This is a genomic window from Phyllobacterium sophorae (genome assembly GCF_003010965.1).
Taxonomy (GTDB): domain Bacteria; phylum Pseudomonadota; class Alphaproteobacteria; order Rhizobiales; family Rhizobiaceae; genus Phyllobacterium; species Phyllobacterium sophorae.
This window is the reverse complement of the sequence record NZ_PGGM01000001.1, coordinates 104,788-117,620: the sequence shown is the minus strand read 5'-3', so window position 1 is coordinate 117,620 and position 12,833 is coordinate 104,788. Positions and strand designations below refer to the sequence as shown.

At 57.2% G+C, this 12,833-nt stretch carries 13 protein-coding genes and 1 tRNA gene; 11 read left to right on the top strand and 3 right to left on the bottom strand.

Annotation, left to right across the window (positions count from 1 at the left end; all coding sequences use genetic code 11):
• Positions 1 to 19 precede the first annotated feature (19 nt).
• The 3 genes from CU103_RS00615 to CU103_RS00605 form a co-directional block, all read right to left on the bottom strand.
• Positions 20 to 1,045: a glycoside hydrolase family 3 N-terminal domain-containing protein gene (locus CU103_RS00615; protein WP_106661995.1), complete on the bottom strand. Its 1,026-nt coding sequence runs from the start codon at positions 1,043 to 1,045 to the stop codon at positions 20 to 22.
• Positions 1,046 to 1,086: 41 nt separating this feature from the next.
• Positions 1,087 to 1,566 (bottom strand): GNAT family N-acetyltransferase, encoded by a 480-nt coding sequence (locus tag CU103_RS00610; RefSeq protein WP_106661994.1) that lies wholly within the window; start codon positions 1,564 to 1,566, stop codon positions 1,087 to 1,089.
• Between the two features lie 328 nt (positions 1,567 to 1,894).
• A tRNA-Ser gene (locus CU103_RS00605) sits at positions 1,895 to 1,984 on the bottom strand.
• 349 nt (positions 1,985 to 2,333) lie between these two features.
• Between CU103_RS00605 and rplU the strand changes: the two genes are divergently transcribed.
• The 11 genes from rplU to CU103_RS00550 all read left to right on the top strand — a co-directional run bounded on the left by rplU (position 2,334) and on the right by CU103_RS00550 (position 12,833).
• A complete protein-coding gene (gene rplU / locus CU103_RS00600; RefSeq protein WP_106662582.1) occupies positions 2,334 to 2,819 on the top strand; it encodes a 50S ribosomal protein L21 in 486 nt (161 codons plus the stop codon).
• 24 nt (positions 2,820 to 2,843) lie between these two features.
• A complete protein-coding gene (rpmA, locus tag CU103_RS00595; protein ID WP_106661993.1) occupies positions 2,844 to 3,116 on the top strand; it encodes a 50S ribosomal protein L27 in 273 nt (90 codons plus the stop codon).
• A 119-nt stretch (positions 3,117 to 3,235) separates the two neighbouring features.
• Positions 3,236 to 3,856 carry a GNAT family N-acetyltransferase gene (locus tag CU103_RS00590; RefSeq protein ID WP_106661992.1) on the top strand — a complete coding sequence of 207 codons (621 nt, stop codon included), beginning with the start codon at positions 3,236 to 3,238 and terminating at the stop codon, positions 3,854 to 3,856.
• Positions 3,857 to 4,074: 218 nt separating this feature from the next.
• On the top strand, positions 4,075 to 5,109 hold the full coding sequence (gene obgE / locus CU103_RS00585) for a GTPase ObgE (RefSeq protein WP_106661991.1): 1,035 nt from the start codon (positions 4,075 to 4,077) through the stop codon (positions 5,107 to 5,109).
• Between the two features lie 26 nt (positions 5,110 to 5,135).
• Positions 5,136 to 6,332, top strand: a complete 1,197-nt coding sequence (gene proB, locus CU103_RS00580; protein WP_106661990.1) for a glutamate 5-kinase — start codon at positions 5,136 to 5,138, stop codon at positions 6,330 to 6,332.
• A gap of 3 nt (positions 6,333 to 6,335) precedes the next feature.
• Positions 6,336 to 7,619: a glutamate-5-semialdehyde dehydrogenase gene (locus tag CU103_RS00575; protein ID WP_106661989.1), complete on the top strand. Its 1,284-nt coding sequence runs from the start codon at positions 6,336 to 6,338 to the stop codon at positions 7,617 to 7,619.
• 56 nt (positions 7,620 to 7,675) lie between these two features.
• Complete coding sequence (locus CU103_RS00570) at positions 7,676 to 8,272, top strand: nicotinate-nucleotide adenylyltransferase (protein ID WP_106662581.1); 597 nt, start codon at positions 7,676 to 7,678, stop codon at positions 8,270 to 8,272.
• A 162-nt stretch (positions 8,273 to 8,434) separates the two neighbouring features.
• Positions 8,435 to 8,818 carry a ribosome silencing factor gene (rsfS, locus tag CU103_RS00565; RefSeq protein ID WP_410010339.1) on the top strand — a complete coding sequence of 128 codons (384 nt, stop codon included), beginning with the start codon at positions 8,435 to 8,437 and terminating at the stop codon, positions 8,816 to 8,818.
• A gap of 122 nt (positions 8,819 to 8,940) precedes the next feature.
• Positions 8,941 to 9,423, top strand: a complete 483-nt coding sequence (rlmH, locus tag CU103_RS00560) for a 23S rRNA (pseudouridine(1915)-N(3))-methyltransferase RlmH (protein WP_106661987.1) — start codon at positions 8,941 to 8,943, stop codon at positions 9,421 to 9,423.
• Between the two features lie 167 nt (positions 9,424 to 9,590).
• Positions 9,591 to 10,886 carry a macrolide transporter subunit MacA gene (macA, locus tag CU103_RS00555; protein WP_106661986.1) on the top strand — a complete coding sequence of 432 codons (1,296 nt, stop codon included), beginning with the start codon at positions 9,591 to 9,593 and terminating at the stop codon, positions 10,884 to 10,886.
• 3 nt (positions 10,887 to 10,889) lie between these two features.
• Complete coding sequence (locus CU103_RS00550; protein ID WP_106661985.1) at positions 10,890 to 12,833, top strand: MacB family efflux pump subunit; 1,944 nt, start codon at positions 10,890 to 10,892, stop codon at positions 12,831 to 12,833.

Genomic DNA, 12,833 nt, shown 5'->3' with positions numbered 1-12,833 from the left:
ATTCCCCTGGTTTTTCGACTTAGCTTACAAATGCATTGGCAAACATGTTTTCGACTTCGGCATGAACCTGCGCCACGTTCACCTTTTGTGATCCGAGACGGGTTTTTGCAGCATCGATTCGCCTTGACGCTGCTTCGCTCAACGGACGGGCAGCCTTTGCGGCCGCCTCGCTGTCGGCAAGATCGCCGTGGCTGTGCAGGGCAATGTCGTAACCGGCATCCAGCACCTGCTTCACCCGTTCAGGCATCGTGCCCTCAAGCGCGTTCATGAAGATGCAATCGGAAACAAGCACGCCGTCATAGCCAAGATCGTTGCGAATCACGTCATGCAGGACGGGCGATACTGAGGCGGGTCGTTCCTTGTCGTAGGCCGAATAGACCACATGGGCGACCATGGCCCATGGCGTGCCCTTGAGATCAACGAACGGCTTGAAATCCGTGGCGAGCAGCGTCTCCCTGCTGGCATCGACCACCGGGCGTTCCTTGTGCGAATCAAGCGTTGCCCTGCCATGGCCGGGAATATGTTTCATGATCGGCATGTTTCCGGTTTCGAGCAGTCCCTCGACAACTTCGCGCCCCAGCGTCGCCACGAGTTCGGGGTCGGGGCCGAATGATCGTGCACCGATGACTGCGCTCGTGGTTGGAAAAACCAGATCGAGTACCGGCGAACAGCCGCTGGTGAGGCCAAGCTCGCTCATCATCGTTCCCATGGCGCGCGAAGAAAGGCGCAATGCCCGTTTCGCGAGGGCAAGATCATGGCGCGCCAGTTCTGCGAATTCGTCGAAGCTGCGGAACAAGGGCCAGGGTCCCGCATCGAGATGCTGGACGCGGCCGCCTTCCTGATCGGTAAAGACCGGGGCATCGTCGCGGCCAACCGCCTCGCGGAAACTCGCGATCAAAGCCTTTGCCTGGTCTGGATTGCGCAGATTGCGGCGGCCAACGAAGAGACCGAGCGGATTGGTTTCCCGAAACAAGGCAATCTCATCCAGGGACAATGTCGGGTTGGGGATGCCGACAAACAGGGCAAGAGGCGATTGTCTGGACACTATGTTCACTCCCTAGGGACTATGTTGCGGTGGGGCAGAGGTTAGGTTTTCTTTGCCCGCAGCATGCCTTGATAAATTCCCTTGCCCTCGGCAGGGATTGTCATGGCACCAACGGCGTTGACGTAAAAATCGACAGGACCGGCATCCCCAATGATCGCGTAGGCATAGCCCATGGATTTCATGGCCTGCAGCGCTGCGGAAAAGAGCGCTAAGCCCACGCCCTTGCCGCGACTGTCCGGATGAACACCTGTCGGCCCGAAAAAGCCGCGCGCCGTGGTGTCGTAGCAGGCGAACCCGACGAGGTTACCGTCATCGATGGCAACAAGGCATGCGGACGGCTGGCGTGTTATGGCGACGGAGACTTCGCTGGCCCAGTTGGTGCTGAAGTTATCGCGAACCCAATCAACGACCAGTTGCATTTCAGGAGGCAGGGCCGGCCGCATCACGACATTGCTGGCGCGGGTCCGTTGTTCCAGACGGGACAGGTGGTCTGAATACAGGCTTACAAGCAAATCTGCCAAACGACTCTCCTCAGTCGGATTCCAATATTATGGAATATATCCCCTATTAATGTAATAGATTTGGATTTTTGCTTGTGCTTGTCAATCGTTTTATTCGCCACCGATGAGTGGGGGAGAGTTTGTGGGCTTACATCTGGAGGCGAATTACGCCATGGCGCGATTGTGCGGCATCTCATCGAAATGATGATGTGTGGCGCTGGCTCGATCGGAGACGCAAACTACATGTTCGGTCGAACAGTCACCGACGGGTCTATTCGAGCTCGTGAGTTGAGTGCGGATATTGCTGTTGGCTACAATGCCGGCAAGGCCGTGCAGCTGGCAGGAACGATGGCGGAGAGGGAGGGATTTGAACCCCCGATGGAGTTGCCCCCATGCCGCATTTCGAGTGCGGTGCTTTCAACCACTCAGCCACCTCTCCGCATGCAGGATCGATTGTGAAGACCCCGTGTATTGGCGAGGACAATTGTGCCCTGCCGGTGCCGCGATGCCCCGAGGGGCTTGGCTTGAGCGTGCGGCGTGCTAGATAGCGGGCAAAGCTTCAGGATACAAGAGCAATTTTGCGTTAAATTTCTTGACTCTCTAACAAAGCTGATCTTATAAGCGCGCAACGACTGGCGTGGGGGATTCTCCGCGCCGTTTGTTTTTGAATTCGGGTGCCTTTATTCTTATGGGTCAAGGCGCCTTTCGATCAATCTGTCACGACTGACAAAAAGACGGTTATTGCCGCAAAACGGCACAAAACCGAACCGAACTCCGAAAGGGAAAAAATGTTCGCAGTCATCAAGACCGGTGGTAAGCAGTATCGCGTTGCCGCCAATGACCTTCTGAAGGTCGAGAAAGTTACCGGCAATGCTGGTGATATCGTTGAATTCGCCGAAGTTCTGATGGTCGGCGTCGGAGCGGACGCAACGATCGGTTCTCCTGTTGTAAGCGGCGCTCTGGTAACAGCCGAAGTCGTTGAACAGGGCCGTGCACGCAAGGTTATCGCCTTCAAGAAGCGTCGCCGCCAGAATTCCAAGCGTACGCGTGGTCATCGTCAGGAATTGACGACGATCCGTATCTCGGAGATTCTCACCGGTGGCGCGAAGCCTTCCAAGAAGGCCGCTGAAAAGCCGGCCAAGAAGGAAGCTGCTCCGAAGGCAGAAGCTGCTGTTGCGGACGCAACGGTAACCGAGACGAAAGCCGCCCCTAAGGCAAAGGCAGCGCCGAAAAAGGCTGCTGCCAAGGCCGAGAAGCCCGCTAAGGGCGAGTAAGAACAAGTTTAAAGGAGCAATCCGATGGCACATAAAAAAGCTGGTGGTTCGTCACGTAACGGTCGTGATTCCGAATCGAAGCGCCTTGGCGTGAAGAAGTTTGGTGGCGAGCGCGTCCTTGCCGGCAACATCCTCGTGCGTCAACGCGGCACCAAATGGCATCCCGGCGTCAACGTTGGCCTGGGCAAGGATCACACATTGTTTGCACTTGAAGCAGGCGTTGTTTCCTTCCGCACCAAAGCCAACGGCCGTAGCTACGTGTCGATCGTCAACCCGATCGCCGAAGCAGCAGAATAGCCGGTCCTGCTTGAAGCACCGGCGTCCCATCGGACCCGGTGTATGGCAACCAAGCCAAAAGATCAAAGGGGAGATGGGATTACCACCCATCTCCCCTTTCGTATCTGGAGGAACGACAAATGGTTGCTGAAATACTGGAAGACGATGAAGAACGGCTGGATCTGATAGACTGTCCGGTTCTCGTTACGGAACGCCTCGTTTTGCGCGCGCCACGTAACGAGGATGTGGATGCAATTGCCCGTCTCGCCGATAACCTTCACGTGGCCGAAATGCTTTCCCGCATGCCGCACCCCTACACGAAGGAACATGCGGTGGATTTTGTTCGTCGCGCCAATGCGGGCGAGATCGGCAAATGCGTCTACGCCATTACGCTTGCGCAAACGGGCACTTTCATTGGCTGTTGCGGTATCAACTACCGTCGTAACAAAGATGAATATGGCAGCTCCGGCAAGGATGAGCTCGAGATCGGTTACTGGCTCGGTGAGCTCTATTGGGGCAGGGGGTATGCGACAGAAGCAGCGCATGCGCTGGTTGATCTGGTGTTCCGGGCAACGCAGGTGGAAAAGCTGCATGCTTCCTGCCGCGTATCGAACATCGCCTCACGCCGGGTGATCTATAAGAGCGGATTCCAGTATGCCAACACCGGCATGATGGATTCGCTGGTCGCGGGCAATGTGCCAGTCGAACGCTACATGCTCGACCGGCGTACGTGGATCGGCCTTCGCAGCTGGACGTCATAGGAGACCGTTTGATTTCTCTACCCTGATGGCCATCTGGTGCGGTTTTTTGCGCTTCCGGTGCTCACGGACCAATATGTCCGCTCCGCTCCGGTTCTCGAAAGCCACACCGGCTGACTCATCAGGGTGAATTCTCAAAGGTCTCCAACATTGCGGCGGCCAGTTTTCTTCTCCGGGATTTTCCTGTAATGCCTCGGAATATCAAAAAGGACTGAACTTGCATGAAATTTCTCGACCAGGCGAAAGTCTATATCCGCTCCGGTGACGGTGGTGCCGGCTCGGTGTCGTTCCGCCGTGAAAAATTTCTGGAATTCGGTGGTCCCGATGGCGGCGATGGCGGCCGCGGCGGCGATGTATGGGCGGAAGCGGTCGATGGTCTGAACACGCTGATCGACTATCGCTACCAGCAGCATTTCAAGGCCAAGACCGGCATGCATGGCATGGGCCGCAACATGACCGGCGGTAAAGGTGCCGATGTCGTGCTGAAAGTGCCCGTCGGCACGCAGATTTTCGAAGATGACAATGAAACACTGATTGCCGATTTTACCGTCGTCGGCCAACGCTATCGCCTCGCCAAGGGCGGTAACGGCGGTTTCGGCAATCTGCATTTCAAGACATCGACGAACCAGGCGCCGCGCCGCGCCAATCCGGGACTTGAGGGTGAGGAACGCAATCTCTGGCTGCGGTTGAAGCTGATCGCCGATGCCGGGCTTCTCGGCAAGCCTAATGCGGGCAAATCGACTTTCCTCGCCAGCGTTACAGCCGCCAAGCCTAAAATCGCCGACTATCCATTTACGACGCTGCATCCCAATCTCGGTGTTGCGCGCATCGATGCCCGCGAATTTGTCATTGCCGATATTCCGGGCCTGATCGAAGGTGCGCATGAGGGCGTCGGTATTGGCGACCGCTTCCTTGGCCATGTTGAGCGGACTCGCGTGCTTTTGCACTTGGTATCGGCGCAGGAAGATAACGTCGCTGAAGCTTATAAGACTGTGCGTACCGAACTCGAAGCCTATGGTCACGGGCTTGCGGACAAGCTGGAAATAGTGGCGCTGAGCCAGATTGACACGCTGGACGCTGCATCGCGCAAGAAGAAGGCGTCAGCCCTGAAAAAGGCTGCGGGGCGCGAGCCGATGCTCTTGTCGGCCGTCAGCCGGGAAGGTGTCGAGCAGGTGCTGCGAGCCCTGTCGGCGATCATTCTGGAATCGCGTGAAACCGAAGCGCCTGCCGAGGTCGATACACGATTCAAATATTGAGCGATGGTAATATATCGAGTGATGCAATGTCCGTGATATCCGCACAGATCCAGGAAGCGCAAGACGAGGCAAAGCAACTTCCGTTGCCGAAGCTTTCCAACTATCGCCGGATCGTTGTTAAGATCGGATCGGCGCTGCTTGTCGATCGTGCCAGCGGCCTGAAGCGCGAATGGCTCGAAAGCCTTGGTGCTGACATTGCTGCGCTGAGCGCATCTGGTGTCGAGATGATGATCGTCTCGTCGGGCGCGATCGCGCTGGGTCGCACGGTACTTGGCCTGCCAAAGGGCGCCCTGCGGCTTGAGGAAAGCCAGGCGGCAGCAGCGGCCGGTCAGATCGAACTCGCGAAGGCCTATGCGGAAGTTCTGAGCCATCACAAATTACGTGCTGGGCAGATCCTGCTGACACTTTCCGACACGGAAGAGCGCCGCCGCTACCTCAATGCGCGGGCGACGGTCGGGACCCTGCTGCGGCTCAAGGCTGTCCCTGTCATCAATGAAAATGACACGGTGGCCACCACCGAGATTCGTTATGGCGACAATGACCGGCTTGCGGCACGCGTCGCGACCATGATGGGTGCGGACCTCCTGATCCTGTTGTCTGACATTGATGGGCTCTATAGCGCCCCTCCGCATCAAAATCCCGACGCACAATTCCTGCCTGTTGTCGAGGCGATAACGCCGGAAATCGAGGCGATGGCCGGAGCGGCTGCGTCGGAATATTCACGCGGCGGCATGAAGACCAAGCTCGACGCTGGCAAGATCGCCAATGCGGCGGGCACGGCCATGATTATCGCATCGGGCACCCGCCTCCATCCACTGGCGGCCATCGACAAGGGCGAACGGGCTACGCTGTTCAAGGCGAGCTCAACACCCGTCAATGCGTGGAAGACGTGGATTTCCGGCAATCTTGAACCATCAGGGCGGCTCGTGATCGACGAAGGGGCTCTGATGGCGCTGAAATCCGGAAAATCGCTGCTCGCAGCGGGCGTGCGCGAAGTCTCTGGCCAATTCATGCGCGGCGATACGGTAGCAGTCTTTGGTCCAGATGGACGCGAGGCTGCGCGGGGGCTTGTTGCCTATGATGCCGCCGATGCCGTAAAGATTGCCGGGCGCAAGACCAATGAGATTGCAGAAATTCTCGGTTATGATGCCCGTTCTGCGATGATTCATCGTGATGATCTGGTGGTGCGCGCGGCAAAGCGCGTTGCCACCGCCAAGGAGTAAGAGATGTTGCGACGAGTGGATGAAGACCTGTCGGTTGCCGAATTGATGGCTGAAATCGGCCGCAAGGCACGCGCCGCTGCACAGCCACTATCCATCGCTTACCCGGCTCAGAAAACCGCGGCTCTCCTTGCCATGGCTGACGCAATCGACCGCCGCAGCGCCGAAATCCTTACGGCGAACGAGCGAGATATGGCAAATGGCCTGGAAGCCGGTATGGCTGCTTCCCTCCTCGACCGGCTCAAGCTCGACGACAAGCGTATCGCCGGTATTTCGGAAAGCATCCGCGCCATTGCCGAGCTGCAGGATCCCGTCGGAGACGTCATTGCCGAATGGGACCGCCCCAATGGCCTACACATCGAGCGCGTACGCACGCCGCTTGGCGTCATCGGTGTAATCTATGAGAGCCGGCCCAATGTCACGGCGGATGCCGGTGCACTCTGCCTCAAATCCGGTAATGCAGTGATTTTGCGCGGCGGTTCGGACTCGGCCCATTCATCGAAAGCCATTCACCAAGCACTATTGGAGGGCCTTGAAGTGGCCGGGCTGCCAAGGGACGCAATCCAGTTGGTCCCGACCACCGATCGCGCGGCTGTCGGTGAAATGCTCAAAGGCCTTGCCGGCAATCTCGATGTGATCATTCCACGCGGCGGCAAAAGCCTCGTTGCGCGCGTGCAAGCCGAGGCCCGTGTGCCGGTTTTCGCCCATCTTGAAGGGCTCTGTCACGTTTACATCGATGCGTCCGCTGATCTTGCAATGGCACGCAAGATCGCGGTGAACGCAAAAATGCGCCGAACGGGAGTATGCGGCTCAGCCGAAACGCTTCTCGTTGACAGCCTTATCGCTTCGTCGCATCTGGTGCCCTTGCTGGAGGACCTGCGCGCAGCAGGCTGCGAAATTCGCGGCGACAGGGCGGTGGTCGAGCTTTTTGCTGACGCCAAGCCGGCTACGGATGAAGATTGGTCGACGGAGTATCTGGATGCGATCATTTCCGTGAAGCTCGTTGACGGCATCGGCGGCGCGATCCAGCATATCAACCATTTTTCCTCGCATCATACGGAAGCAGTAATTGCTGAAGATGCTCATGTAGTGGAACGGTTCTTCAACGAAATCGACTCGGCGATTCTACTGCATAATGCATCGACACAGTTTGCCGATGGCGGCGAATTCGGCATGGGAGCGGAAATTGGCATTGCGACGGGCAAGATGCATGCGCGCGGGCCAGTTGGCGTCGAGCAATTGACCTCGTTCAAGTACCGCGTGCGCGGCAATGGCCAGACTCGCCCGTGACATCAAAGCCGGGGGTGCGAGAAAGCTTTCCAGGTGTCAGCGAAGCGCATTTGCGCATGCCTTTCGTCGAGAAGGGCATGACGGTCGGCTTGTTTGGCGGTTCCTTCAACCCGCCGCATGCCGGCCATGCCCTTGTCGCGGAGATCGCGCTACGGCGTTTGAAGCTCGACCAGCTCTGGTGGATCGTAACACCCGGCAATCCATTGAAGGATACGCGCCACCTGGCGCCCCTGGCGGAACGGCTCGAACGCAGCCAAGCCCTCATCCATGATCCGCGGATCAAGATTACAGCATTCGAGGCAACCCATCATATTCGCTACACTGCGGATACGCTGGCGATGATAAAGGCACGCAATCCGGGTGTGCATTTTGTCTGGATCATGGGCGCGGATAACCTTGCCAATTTTCACCGCTGGCAGCGCTGGCAGAAAATCGCTCTGACATTGCCGATCGCTGTCATCGACCGCCCGGGATCGACGCTGTCGTTCCTTTCGTCGCGTATGGCGAAGACATTCGACTACGCGCGCGTTGATGAGACTGACGCGCCGATTCTTCCACGCTCGAAGGCACCGGCCTGGACTTTCATTCATGGGCCAAGGTCATTGTTGTCGTCGACCGACATCCGCAATGGAGCGACGAAACCAAAAGGCTAAAGTCGCGTTACAAGCTGGGTACGGCTTACTTCGATATGACGTCTTGAAAGTGTCATGCGACTCTGCCTATCTTAATAGCGTGCAGTATGAATACATACTGCGGCGCGTTGTTCTTAAGGGAAAGGAAATACACTGAGAACAGCATTTCAGAAGAAGGATGCCTTGGCACCTTCAACGGCGGAGATGAACGGAATCAATTCCGTATCTCTTGCCCTCCAGTCAGTCCTTGCCAGTCTCGAAGACTCCAAGGCTGAAAACATTGTCCCCATCGACCTTCGAGGCAAGTCCGTTATCGGTGATCATATGGTCATCGCATCGGGACGTTCGCATCGTCACGTAACGGCGGTCGCGGATCAGCTTTTGCGCGCTCTGAAAGAGAACGGGCATGGCAATAGCGTGAAGGTCGAAGGTCTAGCCAGCGGTGATTGGGTGCTGATCGACACGGGCGATATCATCATCCATATTTTCCGTCCGGAAGTACGCGAGTTCTACAACATCGAAAAGATGTGGCAGGCTCCCGAACTCGACGGAGAGACCGTGCATTAATCGAACGATCGGGACGCTCGGGCCGGAAGGCCGGTGAACGTTCTGAACGTTGATGGATTTAGGGCCGGGTTGACCGGTTCGGATGTTTTCGGGTCGAATAGTCCCGGATACTGGAGAGTGTCATGCGTATCACTGTATTTGCCGTGGGCCGGATGAAATCTGGCCCCGAACGGGAATTGGCAGACCGCTATTTGGACCGCCTGAAAAAGACTGGTACCCCGCTTGGCCTCGAGTTTTCCTCCGTCACTGAAATTTCTGAAAGCCGTGCTCAGCAGCCGGAATTGCGCAAGCAGGAAGAATCAACAAAAGTTCTGGAAGCGCTGGATCAAGGTGGTGTTCTCATCCTGCTCGACGAGCGCGGCAAGACCATGCCATCGGAAGCTTTCGCCCAAGTGATCGCGCGGTTTCGCGACAATGGAAAACGCCAGCTCCTTCTCGCGATTGGCGGACCTGACGGGCATGATGCTTCATTGCGCGACCGGGCCGATCTCGTTCTGGCGCTTGGTGCCATGACATGGCCGCATCAGATCGTCCGCATCCTGGTTGCGGAACAACTTTACCGCGCCACGACCATCCTCTCAGGGCATCCCTATCACCGGGTGTGATGTCATTCAGACCCCATTCATGCCGGCCATCGATAATAGCGATACGATGATCATTACGAAAATATAATGATCTCAATGCTTTTCGGGCGAACCTCTCATCTCCATTTCTTGATAAGATGTATCAGGATGAGTGCTCATCGTCTGCACAACAAGATGGAATGGGTTAGATGACCGAGACAGCCAGAACGGCCAAACAAGATAAGGCGTTGCAGGATACGTCCAATGTCACCTTTATTCCGGGTGCCGTTCCTCCGGGACGAAAGAATCGGCGCTCACGTCTCTGGATGTGGCTGCCAGTTGTCCTCGTTGTGGCAGGGACGGGCTATTATGCGTGGAGCCAATACAGAACCTCCATGTCAACCGCAGCCGTGGTGACGCAGGCAGTCGTGCGCGGTGACATCGAAAATGCCGTGACTGCCGTTGGTACACTCGATTCTGTCAAGTCCGTCGATGCTGGCGCGCAGGTCTCCGGCCAGTTGAAGGTATTGCACGTTGCGATCGGTGATACGGTCACGCAGAACGAACTGATTGGCGAGATTGATCCCGCGACCATTCAGAACCGGATTGAAATCGATCAGGCGGAACTCGCCAACTTGCAAGCGCAGCTTGTTTCCAAAAAGGCTCAGCTCGTATTGAAACAGGCCAATATTGAACGCCAGCGCAACCTCGTGGCGACGCGGAGCGTCTCTCAATCTGTCCTTGATCAGGCCGTTGCCGATCTTGCGACGGCCGAAGCCGATGTGAACGCTTTGGAAGCACAGATCCGGAAACAGAAGGCGACGCTCGACGGCGATGAGGTGGATCTCGGCTACACAAAGATCTACGCACCGATGGCCGGCACGATCGCAGCCGTTCCGGTCAAGGAAGGCCAGACGCTGAACGCGAGCCAGACCGCTCCGACCATCGTCACGATTGCAGACTTGTCAACGATGACGGTCAAGGCACAGGTGTCGGAAGCGGATGTCAGCAAGCTCAAAATCGGCATGGATGCCTATTTCACGCTGCTCGGTCAGCCGGGCAAGCGCTATACCGGCAAGCTGCGGCAGATCCAGCCGACACCCGACATCGAAAACAATGTCGTTCTCTACTACGCGCTGTTTGATGTGCCCAATCCTGACGGTGATCTGATGATCTCGATGAGTGCCCAGGTGTTCTTCGTGCAGTCGGCCGCCAAGAATGTTCTTGTGGTGCCGAGTGCTGCAGTTCACCCCGGTTCGCGCCGCGCGGCCGCCGATGGTGAGCTACACAAGGCGGAAGTGACGATTGTCAATGCCTCAGGTGCAACAGAGACGCGTGAAGTCGAAGTTGGCATCCGAAACCGCGTCAGTGCGGAGATCAGGAGCGGTTTGACGGAGGGTGATCTGGTGGTCATCGGGTCAGGTAGTGAATCTGGCACTGCAACGACGACCCGTGCCACCGGCAATCGTTCGCAACGCGGCATGCGCATGCCGCCAATGTTCTAAGCCATGACCGCAATTATCTCGCTCAAGGATATCAGCAAGACCTACCACAATGGCGACCTCGCCGTTGAGGTCCTGCACGGCATTTCGCTCGATATCGAGGCGGGTGAGTTTGTTGCGATCATTGGGCAATCCGGCTCTGGCAAGTCAACGCTGATGAATATCCTGGGCTGTCTCGATAAGCCGACGAGCGGCAATTATCTGCTCGACGGCGAACATGTATCCGGGTTTGAGCCAGACGAACTTGCGGGATTGCGGCGCCGGACCTTCGGGTTCGTCTTCCAGAGCTACAATCTCATACCGACGGCGAGCGCGCAGGAAAATGTCGAGGTTCCGGCGGTCTATGCGGGTGCTTCGGCGCGCGACAGGCACGATCGGGCGGAGGCGCTGCTCAACTCGCTGAAGCTGGGCGACAGGCTGGATCATCGCCCCAACCAGCTTTCGGGCGGTCAGCAGCAGCGTGTCTCCATTGCTCGGGCATTGATGAATGGCGGGCGCGTCATTCTTGCGGACGAGCCGACCGGCGCGCTGGATAGCCAGAGCGGCGAAGAAGTCATGGCGCTCCTGCGCGGCATGAACGAGGGCGGCCACACAATCATCGTCATTACTCATTCGCGCGAAGTTGCCGAGCAAGCCGATCGTCTGATCGAGCTCCGTGACGGGCGGATCATTTCTGATCGTACCAAGAAGCGGCGCAGCAATCCCGAAGCGGCTTCCGGGCTCAAGCAAAGGGCAGTTGAGGGCGTCGCAGCGATCGCTGATGTGACTGAAGCAATCAAGATGGCGATCCGTGCACTGCATGCCAATCTGTTCCGCACGATCCTGACCTTGCTTGGCATTGTCATCGGTGTCGGTTCTGTTGTGGCGATGCTGGCCATTGGGACCGGGGCACAGAATTCGGTGCTTGACCGCATTTCGTCAATGGGTTCGGATCTCCTGGTAATTCGGCCTAACATGGCCAATTTCCGTGGTGGAACCGGTGGCAGCGTCGTCACGCTGATCCCGGCCGATGCCGATGCCATCCTTGAACAGCCAAACATTGCCTTTGCTGTACCGGAGATGACAAGCACCGTGACTGTCCGCTATGGCAACATCGACTATCAAACGACAGCCAACGGCACCGTTCCGCAATTTACGCAGGCGAAATCCTGGAAAGTCGGACAAGGCGAATTCATCAACCAGGGTGATATGGATGCATATGCGCCCGTGGCTGTGCTGGGGCAGACGGTGACAAAAACGCTTTTCCCCGATGGGGAAAGCCCGCTCGGCAAATATGTGCTGGTGAACAAAATTCCATTCCAGATTATCGGGGTCATGAGCGAAATGGGCGCCGGGCCAGGTGGCAATGACCAGGATGATACGATCCTCGTTCCCCTGACAACCGGGAGCATGCGGCTATTTGGCCAGCGTAACGTCCGGTCGATCACTGTCCAGGTGAAAGATGGCGGCGCCATAGATGCGACGCAGGAGACACTTCAGGCGCTGCTTGACCGGCGCCACAAGAAGCAAGACACGCAGATCACCAATATGGCGTCCATTCGTGAGGCCGTCACTGAGACATCGAACACGCTCAAATTATTTTTGGGTGCCGTTGCCGCGATCTCGCTGCTCGTTGGCGGTATAGGCGTTATGAATATCATGCTGGTCAGCGTCAGTGAAAGGACCCGTGAGATCGGTGTTCGCATGGCAACAGGCGCCCGGCAGCGCGATATATTGCTGCAGTTCATTATTGAAGCGCTCGTTGTTTCCGCCATAGGCGGGGCGATCGGAGTTTTGGCCGGTCTAGGCACGGGCGTTCTTGCGAAGTTTCTCGGTGCGCCGATCAGTTTCACCGTCGGGCCGGTTGCCTTGGCGTTTGCGTGCTCTTTTCTGACGGGCTTGGTCTTCGGCTATCTGCCGGCTCGAAACGCTTCAAGGCTCCAGCCGGCCGTTGCACTCAGCTCAGAATAG

Excerpts from the sequence above, each read along its gene's own strand:
- rpmA (WP_106661993.1), top strand. The coding sequence starts at position 2,844 with ATGGCACATAAAAAAGCTGGTGGTTCGTCACGTAACGGTCGTGATTCC.
- rplU (WP_106662582.1), top strand. The coding sequence starts at position 2,334 with ATGTTCGCAGTCATCAAGACCGGTGGTAAGCAGTATCGCGTTGCCGCC.
- proB (WP_106661990.1), top strand. The coding sequence starts at position 5,136 with ATGTCCGTGATATCCGCACAGATCCAGGAAGCGCAAGACGAGGCAAAG.
- obgE (WP_106661991.1), top strand. The coding sequence starts at position 4,075 with ATGAAATTTCTCGACCAGGCGAAAGTCTATATCCGCTCCGGTGACGGT.
- rlmH (WP_106661987.1), top strand. The coding sequence starts at position 8,941 with ATGCGTATCACTGTATTTGCCGTGGGCCGGATGAAATCTGGCCCCGAA.
- CU103_RS00570 (WP_106662581.1), top strand. The coding sequence starts at position 7,676 with ATGCCTTTCGTCGAGAAGGGCATGACGGTCGGCTTGTTTGGCGGTTCC.
- CU103_RS00590 (WP_106661992.1), top strand. The coding sequence starts at position 3,236 with ATGGTTGCTGAAATACTGGAAGACGATGAAGAACGGCTGGATCTGATA.
- macA (WP_106661986.1), top strand. The coding sequence starts at position 9,591 with ATGACCGAGACAGCCAGAACGGCCAAACAAGATAAGGCGTTGCAGGAT.
- CU103_RS00575 (WP_106661989.1), top strand. The coding sequence starts at position 6,336 with ATGTTGCGACGAGTGGATGAAGACCTGTCGGTTGCCGAATTGATGGCT.
- CU103_RS00550 (WP_106661985.1), top strand. The coding sequence starts at position 10,890 with ATGACCGCAATTATCTCGCTCAAGGATATCAGCAAGACCTACCACAAT.